Origin of the sequence: Streptomyces sp. NPDC008079, assembly GCF_042957385.1 — a bacterium.
Classification (GTDB): domain Bacteria; phylum Actinomycetota; class Actinomycetes; order Streptomycetales; family Streptomycetaceae; genus Actinacidiphila.
Window position 1 is genome coordinate 108,515 of record NZ_JBIBIC010000005.1, and the last position, 13,324, is coordinate 121,838.

Below are 13,324 nucleotides of genomic sequence, written 5' to 3' on the forward strand. Positions count from 1 at the left end.
CGCCCCCGTAAACTAGCACCGCAAGTTTACGGGGGCGAGGGCCGCTCCCGGCACTCCCCAGCCCCGCCGCTGCCGCGGTCTCACCGTCCCCCGGCGGGCAGCCCGTCGTGCACCCGCAGCAACAGGGCGTGCAATTGGGCCCGTTCGCGCGCGTCGAGCGGGGCGAGCACGTCGTCCTGTACGGCCTCGGCGCGGGCGGTGAGCGCGGCGAGGCGGTCGCGTCCCGCCGGGGTGAGGGCGACGCGGACCCGGCGGCGGTCGGCCGTGTCGCGGGCGCGGTCGACGCAGCCGGACGCGGCCAGTTCGTCGACGACCTTCACCATGTCGCTGGGGTCGACGCCCAGCCTCCCCGCCAGCTCCCGCTGCACCTGCGGGCCGAAGTCGGCGAGCGCGGCGAGCACCGCCATGTGCCACAGCCGCAGACCCTCGTCGGACAGTTCGGCGGCCAGCCTGCCGCGCGCGGCCTTGCCGGTCTTCGACAGCAGATACGTCGTGAGGGCGGCGAGGGTGGGCGGTGTTCCGTTCATGGACCTCATTGTAGGCTGGCACCAATGATGGGTGAGCCCCTATGATCCCGTCACTCATCATCCCGTACGCACCGAGTGAGGTCTCCCGATGGACGCGCTCCACCCGCGCCTGCTCGTCGGCCGGTTCGCCGACACCTTCCGCTTCTACGACGCCGTGCTCCCCGGTCTCGTCGGCGCCGCGCTGACCCGCGGCGGCGAGAGCGGCCCCTACGCGAGCTGGGACGTCGGCGCCGAGGGCGTCCTCGCCCTCTTCGACCGGGCCGCGATGGCCGAGGTGACGGGCGGCACCGGCCTGCCCGCCGACCCGCCGCCCGCCCGGGACCGGGCCGTGCTGGTCAGCCGGGTGCCGGACGTCACCGCCGGGTACGAGCTGTGCCTGCGGCACGGCGGACGGCCGGTCGCTCCCCCGGCCGACCGCCCCGAGTGGGGCCCGTCGATGCGGACCGCGCATCTGCGCGACCCGGACGGCAACCTCCTGGAACTCCAGTCGTACTGATCCGGCGTACAGCCGGTCCCGCCGGGGTCCTCCGCCCCTCAGCACCATCAGTGCGCTCAGACCGCTCTGAGCCATCAGCCAGGGTCCGACGCAGGACTCGCGGGTCACACGGGCGCCGCTCAGCCGTCCGCGGGACGCCGGGAACCCCTCACCCGTCCGCGGGACCCCCGCCCACCCCTCACCCCTCCTCGGGACGCCGGGCGCCGCCGCGCGGACGCGGGGTCCCGCCGGGCCGGCCGCCGTCGCCGGGCCGCGCGCTGCCGTGCAGCAGCCGTTCCAGCTCGCGCCGGTCGCGCTTGGTCGGCCGTCCGGTGCCGCGGTCGCGCAGGCCCAGCGCCAGGACGTCCTCGCGCGGGGGCGGCGGCGGGCTGTTGTCCACGAAGCACTCGGCCGCCGCGGGCGCGCCGACCCGCTTGCTCAGCACCTTGGAGACGACCACGATCCGCTCGCGGCCCGCATGGTGCAGCCGTACCTCGTCGCCGACGCGTACGGCCTGGGCGGGCTTCACGCGCTCGCCGTTCACCCGGACGTGTCCGGCCCTGCACGCCGCGGCGGCGATCGAGCGTGTCTTGGTCAGCCGTACGCACCAGATCCAACTGTCCACCCGCACGCTCCCGCCGCCCGCGGGCTTCCCCTCGTCACCAGCCATGCCTCCGAGCCTACGACGTGGTCCGCTCCCGTCACCCCTGGTTTCCCGCTCACCTGGGCGGACGGCTGCGCGTGCGGGGTGCGCGGCGCAGTGTGAGGGTGCTGGTGCTGGTGCTGGTGCTGGTGCGAGTACCGTCGGTGAGACCGGTCCCGTGACCGAGGAGGCGGCGCCGCCCGCTCCGAGTGTGCGTCAGCGCAACATCGTGTTCGACACGATCATGCCGGGGATGCTGCCGGCGGCGCTCGACCAGACCGTCGTGGGCACGCGGACACCGCCCGCCGCATCCTGGACGGCGCGGACACCCGGCTCGACGCGGCGGGGGCGTCCGCTCGGCCGCGTGACCGCCCGGGCGCGTTCGAGCGGTCAACGGCCCAGCATCGCACCGCCGTTGACGTGCAGGATCTGTCCCGTGGTGTACGCGGCCTCGGGCGCGGCCAGGTGCTTGATCGCGGCGGCGATCTCGCTGGGCCTGCCGGGGTTGCCGGTCAGCGTCTGGGCGACGCGGGAGGCGATGAACCCCGGGGTGCCGCGGTCGCCGAAGAACTCGGTGTCGCCGACGAAGCCGGGCGCCACCGCGTTGACGGTGATGCCGTCCTTGCCGAGCCGCTGGGCGAGTTCGAAGGTGTAGGCGTGCACGGCCGCCTTCGCGCCGCCGTACGAGCCGGGGCCGCGTACCGCCGCGATCGAGGACAGGTGGACGATCCGCCCGCCGGGCCGCCGTACGGACGGCAGCAGCGCCTCGGTGAGCAGGACGGCCGTCAGGACGTTGGCGGCGAAGTTGCGCCGGTAGCCGTCGGCGATGCCCTCCAGGGTGCCGTCGTCGTCGAAGGCGGCGTTGCCGCCCGCGTTGGTGACGATGACGTCCACGGGGCCCTCGGCGGTGATGAACGCGGCTGCCGCGCGCACCTGTTCCGGCTCGGTGAGGTCGGCGGCGAAGAGGTCGACGCGCCCCTTGCCGTACTCCTCGTTCAGCTCCTCGGCGGCGGCGCGCAGGACGCCCTCGCGGCGGCCGAGGACGGTCACCCGGTCGCCGTCGGCGGCGAAGGCCGCCGCGGTGGCCCGTCCGATTCCGGTCCCGCCGCCCGACACCACCACGCGACGCTGCTGCTGCTCTGCCACGGTCCCCGCTCTCCGCCTCACTCCGAGGCGTTCTTTCATCTGAATAGCAGTCACATACGGGCACGACGCTAGGCAGCGCGGGCGGCCGGTGTCAACCGACTTCCCTGACGGGGGCGGGAGGATCAACTCCACTTCATGGAATGATCGTTAAGTACGATTTAACAGCGCGCTCACACATGCCTCGACGGCACCAGGAAGGGGGCCTGCATGGAGCGGTACGAGATGGAGACGTTCCTGACCCTCGCCGAGGAGCTGCACTTCGGGCGGACCGCCATGCGGCTGCGGGTGACCACGGCCCGGGTCAGCCAGGTGATCAGCAAGCTCGAACGCCGTGTCGGGGCACCGCTGTTCGAGCGCACCAGCCGCAGTGTGGTGCTGACCCCGATCGGCCGGCGCCTCCACGACGACCTGCGGCCCGCGTTCGAGCGGCTGGAGGCGGCGCTGGCGACGGCCGTGGCCGAGGGACGCGGGGTGACCGGGCTGCTGCGGGTGGGCTTCGTGGGCGCGGCGGCGAGTCAGCTGCTGGTCAGGGCGACCGAGCGGTTCCGTACCCGGCATCCGGGCTGCGAGGTGGAGATCCGCGAGGTCCAGATGACCGAGGCGCTGGAACGGCTGCGCGCCGACGCGCTGGAGGTGCTGATCGCCTGCCTGCCGCTGTCGGGCCCGGATCTGGCCAACGGTCCCGTGCTGCTGTCGGAGCCGCGCATGCTGGCGGTCCCCGCCACGCATCCGTTCGCCCAGCGCGGCACGGTCTCGGTGGAGGATCTGGCGCGCACCGAGGTGCTGCAAGCGCCGTGCTCGCTGCCCGACTACTGGCGCGAGCCGGGGACGCCGCAGCAGACCCCGGCGGGCCTGGCGATCCCGGTCGGCCGCTCGGCGGCGACCTTCCAGGAGGTGCTGACCCTGGTCGGGGCGGGCCAGGGGGTCTTCCCGGTGGGCGCGCACGCCACCCGGTTCCCCGCCCGCCCCGACGTCGTCTACGTCCCCTTCCACGACACACCGCCGCTGGACTGGGGTCCGGTGTGGCGGGCGTCCCGCGCCACCGCCAGGATCCGCGCGTTCACCGAGGCGGCGGCGGCCGACCAGATGGCGTAGCGCCGTACCCGGCCGCGCGGCCGTGCCGGCGGGCCGCCGCCGCGCGTACGGTCAGCGGGCGTAGACGGCCACGAAGTCGCGGGTGGCCTGGGTGTAGTAGCGGTCCGGCGGGTCCTCGAAGTCGAGGATGTTGGTGGGTTTCGGGTCCGCCGGATTCTTGCCGCTGTCGTAGGACATGAAGGACGGCCACGCGCGGTTCATGTCCAGCGGCATGGCGCGGACCGCCCCGGCGTGCTGCATCAGTTCGGCGAGGGTCCGCGCGGACAGGGCCTGGCCGACCACCATGATGATGTCGCCCTGCGCGGTGATGCCGACGCCCGAGCGCTCGACGAACATCTTGCTCTGGTCGGTGACACCCCACTTGGAGTCGTCGCCGATGTCGGACACCACCCGGCCGTCGTCGACCATCAGCTCCAGGCACTGGCGTACGCCGACGACGTCCTTGGTCATGTGCACATCGCGGCCCCAGACCCCGATGCGGATCGAGCCGTCCTTGTAGAAGACCTCGGACGCGGTGCCGTCGCGCAGGTCGCCCGCCGTCTGTCCGTTGAGGTAGAAGCCGCCGCGCGAGCCGCCGTCGGTGACGCGGAAGCCGCCGTTCCAGGTGGCGACCAGACCGGTGCGCTGTCCCTTGGGGATGTTGGGCGGTACGGAGAAGGTGCCGCCGGGCTCGCGGAATCCGGGGTGGAGCTGGAAGCGCGCGTGCTTGCCGCTGATCCAGGCGACGGCCGCCTCGTACGAGGTGTGGTCGCCGTCCGGCCTGACGTACGTCCCCTGGACGATCGGCTGGCCGTGGGCGCTGGACAGGGTGCGGAAGACGCCCTCGCCCGGCAGGCCGGGGGTGACCAGCGGGCGCATCGGGGCGCGCAGCGGGATGACCGGCGCCGCGGGGGCCGCGGGCGCTCCCTCCGGCGCGGTGCCCGCGGCGGTGGTGGCGGGCGCGGTGGCCTTCATCCGGGCCAGCGCGTCGGCCGACAGCGAGCCGCCGACCTTCGGCGGGTCCATCTTGTACTGGACGTCCTCCAGCTTGTTGACCACGAAGCCCAGCTCGTGGTCGCGGGCCCACTCGGCGAGCCTGGCCACGTTGCTGTCCTTGCCGGGGTAGGTCAGCGCCTGGCCGACCGACCAGCCCACGGTGCCGACGCACACCACGCAGACGCCGAGCGCGCCGCGGGTGACCAGCCGGCGGCGGCGGAGCTGCGTCGGGGTCAGATCCCGTTTGTGCTTCCACGGCAGCAGTCGTCTGCGGCGCGTGCGTCCGCCGCCGTCCGCCGCTTCCGCGGAGTCGGCGCCGTCGCGCGGTTCCGCGATCCGGCCGCCCGTCTGCTGGGTCATGACACTCCTCGCCCTCGCTCCTACCGCCCCTGTCGCCTGCGCGACCCGGGGGACCTTTAAGCATATTTTCATATGCTATGACCGTTCTGCGACCAGCCCAATCACGGCACGCCCGGAACCACCCGACCGCCGGACCCTTCTGACGGCCGATCAGCGGTGCGGGTTTCCTGAAGGCGGGCGCGTACTCCACCGGGAGCAGCGCGACCGCCTCCCGCGCGACGACGCGGCGCGCCCCGTCCGCCGCCTACCGTGAGCGCGTCCCGGCCGCGCCGCGTCCGGGACTCCCCGGCCGGGAGCGCCGCCGGGGCCCCCTCGGTCAGGAGTCCCGCGCCATGTCCGCCACGGCAGCAGCAGTCGTCCCGCCGCCCGCCCGCCTCCCCGCACGCGGCGCCGAGCGGGCGGCGTACGCGGTCGGCGCCGCGCTCATCGTGTCGGGCCTGTTCCACCTGGGGGTCTTCGCGGTGGACGGCGGACCGTGGGACGGCCCGGTCTCCTGGCGCAAGCCCTTCACCTTCGGGGTGTCCTTCGGCCTGACCCTGATCGCGCTCGCCCGGGTGACCTCGTACGTGCGGATCGGCGAGCGGACCCGCTCCACGCTGCTCGCCCTCTTCGCGGCCGACTGCGTCCTGGAGGTCGCGGGGATCACCGTGCAGGCGTGGCGGCACGTGCCCTCGCACTTCAACATGGAGACGCCGGTGAACTCCGCCGTCGCCATGTCGCTGGCCGTCGGCGGCGCACTGCTCGTCGTGGTCCTCACCGCCTTCGCGGTCGCCGCCTTCCGCGCCCGGCCCGCCGGGCCCGCCGGAATGCCGCTCGCGCTGCGCGCCGGATTCGCGCTGCTGCTGGTCGGCCTGCTCTCGGGCGCCGCGATGATCGCCCGCGGGGTCGTCGACACCAGGACCGGCGACCAGCAGGCCGCGTACCACTCGACCGGCGCCTTGAAGCCGCTGCACGCAGTGAGCCTGCACGCGGTCCTCGTACTCCCCGCGCTGGCCTGGCTGTTGGCCCGTACGCCCTGGTCGGAGTCCGTCCGGCGGCGGATCGTGCTCGCCGCCGTGTGGGCCTACGCGGCCGCCGCCGTGGGCGCGCTCGGCTGGGGACTGGCGACCGCGTAGGGTTCGGCCCCACGGAAGGCGACCACGGGGAGGGGCGGATGGCACCGCTGACGCGGGACGACACGGTGGCCGGAGCGCTGGAGCGCGCCGGAATCCCGGCGGCCGGGATCGCCGGACACGCGCCGCTCCAGGGCGGCACGTACAACGCGATGCACCGCGTCGAACTCACCGACGGCGCCGTCCTCGTGCTCAAGGTCCCGCCGCCGTCGCGGGTCCCGAAGCTCGGCTACGAACGCGAACTGCTGCGCGGCGAGGCCCGGTTCTACGAGGGCGCCGCCACGGCGGGGGTGCCCGCGCCGCGCGTGGTGCACGCCGAGTACGACGACGGGAGCGAACAGGCCGCTCCCTTCCTGCTGATGACGCACTGCCCCGGTGTCACCTGGTCGGCGGCGGGAGAGGCCGCGGAGGGCGTCGGCGCGGCCGAGAGCGCGCGGCTGTGGCGGGAGACCGGCGGCCTGCTGGCCCGGCTGCACTCGGTGCGCGGACCGGCCTTCGGCTACCCGGCGCAGACCCTCGCCCCGCTCGACTCCCGCTGGCGGCCCGCCTTCACGGCCATGACCGACGCCGTCCTGGCCGACGCGGAGCGGTACGGACCCTGGCTGCCGCTCCCGGTCGCCGAGATCCGCGCCGCGCTGGCGACGGCGGCGCCCGTACTCGACGAGGTCACCGAGCCCGCGCTGGTCCACTTCGACCTGTGGCCGGGCAACATCCTGCTCCACGGTCCCGCGGGCGCCCGTATGGTCAGCGGTCTCATCGACGGCGAGCGGATGTTCTGGGGCGACCCGCTGGCGGACTTCGCGTCGCTGTCGATCGGGCGCGACGACATCGAGCGCGACTCCGCCTTCCTCGCCGGATACGGCGCGGGCGGCGGGCGTACGGACTTCGACGCGGCGGCCCGGCGGCGGATCGCGCTGTACCGCTGCTACCTCTTCCTGATCATGCTCGTCGAGGTGGTGCCGCGAGGGACCGGGGGCGAGCATCTGGCATGGGTGAGGCAGTACACGGGACCGCGGCTGGAGGCGGCGCTGCGGACCGCGGCGGGGTGACGTGCCGGGCCCCGCGACGAGGGGCCGCGGCCGAACCCGGCCTCCTTATCGCGGGGTTCGCCCCGATCGGCGCGGAAGTCGCCGCCGCCGCGGGCCTCGGGGTTCCTGAGGAGGAAGCACCGTGACAGGCGTCGGTGCCACCATCTGACCACGTACCCGCGCACGCACTCATCAGGAGGCACGCATGAGTACCTACACCCCGTCGGATGCGCAGTCCCGGCTCGACTTCACCATGATGTACGCGGTGCACGACGCCTTCCGGCGCGACATCGGCAGGCTGGTCACGGCCGCCGACCACAAGGCCGGGAGTCCGCGGGCCTTCAAAGAGGGCTGGAAGAACTTCACTTACTACTTGGACATCCACCACACCGCCGAGGACACCACCTTGTGGCCCGCCATGCGCGGGCGGATCGGAAGCGACCCCGAGCGGGTCGCGCTGCTGGACGCGATGGAGGCCGAGCACGCGGTGCTCGATCCGCTGATCGCGGCGGTCGATGCGCGGCTCACGGCGGGTGACACGGCCGGGTTGAGCCAGGACGTGGAGCGGCTGCGGGAGGCGCTGACGGCGCACTTCGACCACGAGGAGGACGCGGGGCTGCCGCTGGTGGGGGCCGTGGTGACCGCCAAGCAGTGGGACGCCTTCGGGGCGGAACAGCGCAGGCAGGTGGGGACGAAGGGGGCGGCGACGTTCTTCCCCTGGCTCCTGGACTCGGCGCCGGCCGCGACCGAGCAGAAGGTGCTGGCGCTCGTTCCGCCGCCGGTCCGCTTCCTCTTCCGCAAGACCTGGCGGCCCCGCTACGAGAAGCAGTCCCCCTGGGCCAAGTAGCCCCTGCCGCTGACGCGTTCACCGCGCGGAGGTCGCACGATCCCTTCGCGCGGTGAACATCCGGGAGCTGCCCGGGTCAAAGGGCCAGCACCACCTTGCCGTTGACCTGACGGCGGTCCAGACACCGCAGCGCGGGCGTCGGATCGGTCCATGAGCCGACCAGGGCGACCTGGGGGTCCAGCCGGTCTTCGGTGACGAGTTGGAGCAGGAAGGCCAGGTCGTGGCCGACGTCGTGGCGGGTGATCTCGTCGAAGAGGAAGACGTAGTGGAGGCTGACACCGGGCCGGGCGCGCCCCCAGTCGCGGGGAAGGCGTAACTCGGCCCGCGCGGTGTTGCCGTAGACGACCACGCTGCCGCCGGGGGCGACGGACTCGAAGGCCCAGGTCAGGACGGAGCCGCCGCAACTGTCGAGCAGGATGTCGACGGGCACGCCGGGGTCGGTGCCGTAGGTCGCGACGACATCGGCTCCGAGGGCGGCGAGACCGGTCGCGCGGTCAGGGGAGCCGACCCAGGCGATCACGTGGGCGCCCGCGGCGGCGGCGAGCTGGACGGCGGCCCGGCCGACTCCCCCGCCCGCGCCGGTGATCAGTACGGTGCGGCCGATCAGACGGCCGGCCCGCTGGAGGGCGTAGAGAGCGGTGAGGCCCGCGACGGGAAGGGCCGCCGCGGCGGCCCAGTCGACGGCGTCGGGCAGCCGGGCGAGCCTGCGGGTGTCGAGGGCGACGCGCTCCGCCCAGCCGTCGCGGTCGGCGAGGCCGACGACGCGGGTGCCCGCGGCGGGGCCCGATCCGTCGGCCGCCGGGCGCAGTACGGTGCCCGCGACGTCCCAGCCGATCCGGGAGCCGGGGGGCAGCTCGTCGAGCACGGACAGCTCGCCGCGGTTGACGGCCACCGCGCTGACCGCGATCAGGGCCTGTCCGGGCAGCGGTTCCGGCTCGTCGACCGGGTCGAGCCGGAGTCGGCCGTCCGCGTTGTCCGTTGTGACCAGGGCTTTCATCAGCTACCCGCCTTCTTCGTCACACGTCACCAGTGGGGAGAGGGAGAGCGGTGCGCGCCCGGTCGCGCGAGATTCCGGGCGGGTCCCGTTCTCCTCCTGGTACGTAGAGTCATTAACTCCGGCAGCTGTGACGGCCGATGATCGTTCATTTCGGAACGGCGGGTGTCGCGGACGGAAAAGGCGCCGGCCGCCGCCCCTGTGTGCCGGGGCGGCGGCCGGTGCCAAGTGGTCGCGCTGCGCGCTGTGCTGGAGTGCGGTGGGTCAGGGCAGGGTGGCGACCACCGCGGCGTAGGACAGGCCGGAGCCGTACCCGAGCAGCAGTGCGGTGTCGCCGGAGTTGGCCTCGCCGGAGGCGAGCACCGCTTCCATGGCCTGCGGGATGGACGCACCGGAGGTGTTGCCGTTGGTCACGATGTCCTTGGCGACGGTGACTTCGGGCGGCAGGCCGATGGACTTGGCCATGCTGTCGATGATGCGCTCGTTCGCCTGGTGCGGGATGAACGTGTCGAGGTCGGCCGGGCCGACGCCCGCCACGTCCAGCGCCTGCTTGGCCACCTTGGCCATCTCGTAGACCGCCCAGCGGAAGACCCGCTGCCCGTCCTGGCGCAGTGCGGGGAACGCGTGGCCGGGGTCGTCCTTGAGCACGTCCCAGGGTGCCGTCTGCTCGATCGCGTCGGCCTGCGAGCCGTCCGCGCCCCAGACCACCGGGCCGATGCCCGGCGTGTCCGACGGGCCGATTACGACGGCCCCCGCGCCGTCGCCGAAGATGAATGCCGTCGAACGGTCGCTGAGGTCGAGCAGATCGGTCATCCGCTCCACGCCGACGACCAGGACGTGGCCGCCTCTGGCGCGCACGGCGTCGGAGGCGAGCACCACGCCGTGGACGAATCCGGCGCAGCCCGCGGTGATGTCGAAGGCCGCGGCCTCGGTGGCGCCGATCCGGTGGGCGATCTCCGTGGCGACCGCGGGTGTCTGCATGAGGTGGGTGAAGGTGGCGGCGATCACGCAGGTGATGCGGTCCGGGGTGAGCCCGGCTGCCGCGATGGCCTTGCTGGCGGCCTGCTCCGCCATCACGCCCAGGGTTTCGTCGGGACCGGCCCAGCGGCGGGTCACGATGCCGGTTCTGGAGCGGATCCATTCGTCCGAGGAGTCGATGTATCGACATACTTCGGCGTTGTCGACGACCGACCGGGGGCGATACGCGCCGACACCGAGAATTCGGGTGTGCCGTGCGCCGTCGGGCACGGCGATCTCAGCTTTCATGGGAGCCTTTCAGGCCATCGGCCATGGATGGGGGTCAGACCTTGCATCAGGCAGTGACCCATCGTCCTCGACGTGGTGTACGTCGCTCAACGCAGGGTCGCCATACGAATGATCCCGCGATTCAGCAGGAAAGAAGACCAATCCTTCCTCCACGCCGAGAGGTGGCCTGGAATCGACGCAGGTATGGCACACCTGTCCGAGACCAACCGCCCCGACCTGCGGCTTCTCCGTCCGAGCCCGCTTCGGCGCCGTCACTCGCACGGCCGGATCACCCCCCTTGCGGCGCGTCCTGCGGATCTAATCCCGTACGGTAAACGGCAAAAGGCGCACAGTGGTTCCGCCGAAAGGGCAATTGACATCAATGCGATAACGTGAAGCGCCGGAGTCGGCTCCGGGAACACACGATATTCGTTACCGATCAGTATCGGCCAACGCGCCGTCTCCACGGCGGCGACCCGTGTCACGCGTCACACCCGCCGGGTCACGGCGGTCAGCGTTGCGCCGGGGGCTCCTCGGCGAGAGCGGCGGCCAGCGCGGTGCGGCCGTACTCCGTGGCGCCGCGCCGGTACGCCCTGTCGTACGCGGCGTCGCCGACCAGAGCGCGGGCGGTCGCCTCGCACTGCTCGCGCACCCCGCGCAACTCCGGCGTGCCGCGCTGCGGGTGCCCGACGCTGCGCCAGTACGACTCGCCGACGCCGTAGACGGTGGCCGCCTGCTCGCCCCTGCCCTCGGCGGCCAGCGCGGCGGCCAGCAGGTCGAGGCCGAGCGCGATCCCGAAGGCGTCGCCGAGCAGCCGCTTGCTCTCCAGCATGGTGCGGGCGTGTCCCGCGGCCTCGTGCGGCGCCGACTGGAACAGCGCGATCAGCGCGAGTTGGTACTCCAGGTAGGACAGCGTCCAGACCTCGCCGAGCTGCGCGCAGTGCTGGCGCAGTTCGCGGGCCCGCGCCCGCGCCTCGGGGAGCCGGCCGAGGCCGGTGAGCGCGAAGACCGCGACGAGGTGGCAGCGCAGCCGGGAGGGCGAGTCGAAGGCCCAGCCCGGTACGGCGGCCAGCGCCGCGTCCACGGTGTCGCGGGCGTCCTCGGCGCGGCCGGTGAGCAGGGCCAGCAGCCCGGACAGGTACGCGGCGGCGAACTGCGCCTCCTTGTCCCCGTCGTACGCGGCGGCCCGCGTGGCCAGTTCGCTGACCTGGAGCGCCGAGGGGTAGTCGCCCTGGAGGGTGATGGTCACTCCCAGCGCGCACAGCGCGCGGGTGCGTTCGGGGCCCTGGGTGTCGTGCGCCATCAGCGCGCGCTCCAAGTAGCCGCGGGCTTCCTTGAGATGGCCGCAGCAGGTCCAGAAGAAGCAGAGCAGTCCGGCGAGTTCGGCGGCGCGGGCGGGCTCGGTGGCCAGCAGGTGGTCGAGCGCGGTTCGCAGGTCGGTGTGGACGTCGTCTATCTGCCGGTAGCAGCGGGCCTGTTCGCTGCTCGACCACAGGGCGTCGGCGCGCCGGGCCAGCTCCAGGAAGTGCCCGGCGTGCCGGTCGGCCAGGGCGTGTTCCTCGCCCAGCTCGCGCAGCCACTCCTGGCCGTACTCGCGGATGGTGTCGAGCATCCGGTAGCGGTGGCCGTCCCTGCGGACCACGGACTGGGCCACGAGGCGCTCCAGGGTGGCGGCGACGGCGTGTTCGGCCAGCGGGCCGCCGGAGGTCACCGCGCGCGCGGCGGTGAGGTCGAAGGAGCCGCGGAAGACGGTGAGCCGGGCCCACAGCAACCGCTCGACCGGCGCGCACAGTTCGTGGCTCCAGCCGATGGTGGTGCGCAGGGTGCGGTGCCGCGGCGGCCAGACGAAGTCGGCGCGGGCCAGCACGTCGAAGCGGAAGCCGAGCCGGGAGGAGACGTCCTCGACGGTGGAGGGGCCGACCTGGGCCGCGGCCAACTCCAGTGCCAGCGGGATGCCTTCGAGGCGACGGCAGATCTCTGCGGCGGCGCGGGCGGCGCCGGGGCCCGCGAGGGCGTCGGGGTCGGAGTCGGTCACGCGCCGGGTGAACAGCGCGAGCGCGTCGGCGCCGTCGCCGTCCAGCGGCCCCACTTCGGTCAGTTCCTCGCCCACCAGGTTCAACGGGCGCCTGCTGGTGGTCAGTACGGTCAGCCCCGGCGCGGAGGTGAGCAGTTCGCCGACCAGGTGCGCGCACTCCTCGACCAGGTGCTCGCAGGAGTCCAGGACCAGTAACAGGCGCTTGTCCGCGAGCCATTCGCACAGCGCTTCCACCGGCATGCGCGGTGAGTGATCGGAGAGGTCGACCGCGTCCGAGACGGTGGCCAGCAGCAACTCGGCGTTCTCCAGGGCCGACAGGTCGGCCCACCACACCCCGTCGGGGAACCGCGGCGCGGCCCGCTGCGCGGTGCGGGCGGCGGAGCGCTGCGCGATACGGGTCTTGCCGACGCCGCCCGCACCGGTGAGTGTGACCAGCCGGTGGGTCGCGAGCGCGGTGTCCAACCGCGCCAACTCCTCCTGTCGCCCCTCGAAGCTGGTCGTTTCCTCGGGGATGTAGCCCATCATGGGGACAGCCTGGCATCGTCCGGCCACACAGGGCAGCCACACGACCGGAGCAAAACGGGCCGGTGGACTTCCGGAACGATCTCGTCCGGTGTTGGCGATCATTGCCGATCATCGCGTGATGCCCGAACTTTACCGCTATCTCCGGCAATTCGGGCGCGCGGATGTCGAGTTCACCGGGGGCGCGCCCCCGCGACTCGGCCATGGCGTCGGAAGCACGCAATATCAAACATTAGAAGAGATGGATCTTCAGGGCCCGTTGCCCCTTTGGTGCATGTTGTTCCATCCGGTTCGATCGTGCTCGGACCGCCTCCGAGCTG

12 protein-coding genes are annotated in these 13,324 nt (G+C 73.0%); 5 read left to right on the forward strand and 7 right to left on the reverse strand.

Features of this window, described 5'->3' with window-relative positions; genetic code table 11:
• Positions 1–80: 80 nt before the first annotated feature.
• Complete coding sequence (locus tag ACFZAM_RS13985; RefSeq protein WP_391045806.1) at positions 81–527, reverse strand: MarR family transcriptional regulator; 447 nt, start codon at positions 525–527, stop codon at positions 81–83.
• A gap of 88 nt (positions 528–615) precedes the next feature.
• Here ACFZAM_RS13985 and ACFZAM_RS13990 point away from each other — a divergent pair, with 88 nt between their 5' ends.
• Positions 616–1,023, forward strand: a complete 408-nt coding sequence (locus tag ACFZAM_RS13990; protein ID WP_391045808.1) for a VOC family protein — start codon at positions 616–618, stop codon at positions 1,021–1,023.
• 178 nt (positions 1,024–1,201) lie between these two features.
• Here the strand turns inward: ACFZAM_RS13990 and ACFZAM_RS13995 are convergent, their stop codons facing one another.
• Both ACFZAM_RS13995 and ACFZAM_RS14000 read right to left on the reverse strand, forming a co-directional pair.
• Positions 1,202–1,672, reverse strand: coding sequence for a S4 domain-containing protein (locus tag ACFZAM_RS13995; protein WP_391045811.1), 471 nt, complete (start codon positions 1,670–1,672; stop codon positions 1,202–1,204).
• Between the two features lie 363 nt (positions 1,673–2,035).
• Positions 2,036–2,791: an SDR family oxidoreductase gene (locus ACFZAM_RS14000; RefSeq protein WP_391045812.1), complete on the reverse strand. Its 756-nt coding sequence runs from the start codon at positions 2,789–2,791 to the stop codon at positions 2,036–2,038.
• A 207-nt stretch (positions 2,792–2,998) separates the two neighbouring features.
• Here ACFZAM_RS14000 and ACFZAM_RS14005 point away from each other — a divergent pair, with 207 nt between their 5' ends.
• Positions 2,999–3,886, forward strand: a complete 888-nt coding sequence (locus tag ACFZAM_RS14005; protein WP_355341738.1) for a LysR family transcriptional regulator — start codon at positions 2,999–3,001, stop codon at positions 3,884–3,886.
• Between the two features lie 51 nt (positions 3,887–3,937).
• Here the strand turns inward: ACFZAM_RS14005 and ACFZAM_RS14010 are convergent, their stop codons facing one another.
• The gene (locus ACFZAM_RS14010) at positions 3,938–5,221 is read right to left on the reverse strand and encodes a phosphodiester glycosidase family protein (RefSeq protein ID WP_391045816.1); all 1,284 of its coding nucleotides are present in this window, start codon (positions 5,219–5,221) and stop codon (positions 3,938–3,940) included.
• 332 nt (positions 5,222–5,553) lie between these two features.
• Between ACFZAM_RS14010 and ACFZAM_RS14015 the strand changes: the two genes are divergently transcribed.
• The 3 genes from ACFZAM_RS14015 to ACFZAM_RS14025 all read left to right on the forward strand — a co-directional run bounded on the left by ACFZAM_RS14015 (position 5,554) and on the right by ACFZAM_RS14025 (position 8,208).
• Complete coding sequence (locus ACFZAM_RS14015; protein WP_391045818.1) at positions 5,554–6,336, forward strand: hypothetical protein; 783 nt, start codon at positions 5,554–5,556, stop codon at positions 6,334–6,336.
• A gap of 38 nt (positions 6,337–6,374) precedes the next feature.
• Positions 6,375–7,382: a phosphotransferase gene (locus tag ACFZAM_RS14020; RefSeq protein WP_391045820.1), complete on the forward strand. Its 1,008-nt coding sequence runs from the start codon at positions 6,375–6,377 to the stop codon at positions 7,380–7,382.
• A gap of 184 nt (positions 7,383–7,566) precedes the next feature.
• On the forward strand, positions 7,567–8,208 hold the full coding sequence (locus ACFZAM_RS14025) for a hemerythrin domain-containing protein (RefSeq protein ID WP_391045822.1): 642 nt from the start codon (positions 7,567–7,569) through the stop codon (positions 8,206–8,208).
• A gap of 76 nt (positions 8,209–8,284) precedes the next feature.
• Here ACFZAM_RS14025 and ACFZAM_RS14030 read toward each other — a convergent pair whose 3' ends face one another.
• From ACFZAM_RS14030 to ACFZAM_RS14040, 3 genes are all read right to left on the reverse strand, one after another.
• Positions 8,285–9,205, reverse strand: a complete 921-nt coding sequence (locus tag ACFZAM_RS14030; RefSeq protein ID WP_355341723.1) for a zinc-binding dehydrogenase — start codon at positions 9,203–9,205, stop codon at positions 8,285–8,287.
• 261 nt (positions 9,206–9,466) lie between these two features.
• A complete protein-coding gene (locus ACFZAM_RS14035) occupies positions 9,467–10,468 on the reverse strand; it encodes a beta-ketoacyl-ACP synthase III (RefSeq protein WP_355341720.1) in 1,002 nt (333 codons plus the stop codon).
• A gap of 490 nt (positions 10,469–10,958) precedes the next feature.
• Positions 10,959–13,007, reverse strand: coding sequence for an NB-ARC domain-containing protein (locus ACFZAM_RS14040; protein WP_391045824.1), 2,049 nt, complete (start codon positions 13,005–13,007; stop codon positions 10,959–10,961).
• Between the last annotated feature and the right edge of the window lie 317 nt (positions 13,008–13,324).

Excerpts from the sequence above, each read along its gene's own strand:
- ACFZAM_RS13985 (WP_391045806.1), bottom strand. The coding sequence starts at position 527 with ATGAACGGAACACCGCCCACCCTCGCCGCCCTCACGACGTATCTGCTG.
- ACFZAM_RS13990 (WP_391045808.1), top strand. The coding sequence starts at position 616 with ATGGACGCGCTCCACCCGCGCCTGCTCGTCGGCCGGTTCGCCGACACC.
- ACFZAM_RS13995 (WP_391045811.1), bottom strand. The coding sequence starts at position 1,672 with ATGGCTGGTGACGAGGGGAAGCCCGCGGGCGGCGGGAGCGTGCGGGTG.
- ACFZAM_RS14005 (WP_355341738.1), top strand. The coding sequence starts at position 2,999 with ATGGAGCGGTACGAGATGGAGACGTTCCTGACCCTCGCCGAGGAGCTG.
- ACFZAM_RS14010 (WP_391045816.1), bottom strand. The coding sequence starts at position 5,221 with ATGACCCAGCAGACGGGCGGCCGGATCGCGGAACCGCGCGACGGCGCC.
- ACFZAM_RS14015 (WP_391045818.1), top strand. The coding sequence starts at position 5,554 with ATGTCCGCCACGGCAGCAGCAGTCGTCCCGCCGCCCGCCCGCCTCCCC.
- ACFZAM_RS14020 (WP_391045820.1), top strand. The coding sequence starts at position 6,375 with ATGGCACCGCTGACGCGGGACGACACGGTGGCCGGAGCGCTGGAGCGC.
- ACFZAM_RS14025 (WP_391045822.1), top strand. The coding sequence starts at position 7,567 with ATGAGTACCTACACCCCGTCGGATGCGCAGTCCCGGCTCGACTTCACC.
- ACFZAM_RS14030 (WP_355341723.1), bottom strand. The coding sequence starts at position 9,205 with ATGAAAGCCCTGGTCACAACGGACAACGCGGACGGCCGACTCCGGCTC.
- ACFZAM_RS14035 (WP_355341720.1), bottom strand. The coding sequence starts at position 10,468 with ATGAAAGCTGAGATCGCCGTGCCCGACGGCGCACGGCACACCCGAATT.
- ACFZAM_RS14040 (WP_391045824.1), bottom strand. The coding sequence starts at position 13,007 with ATGATGGGCTACATCCCCGAGGAAACGACCAGCTTCGAGGGGCGACAG.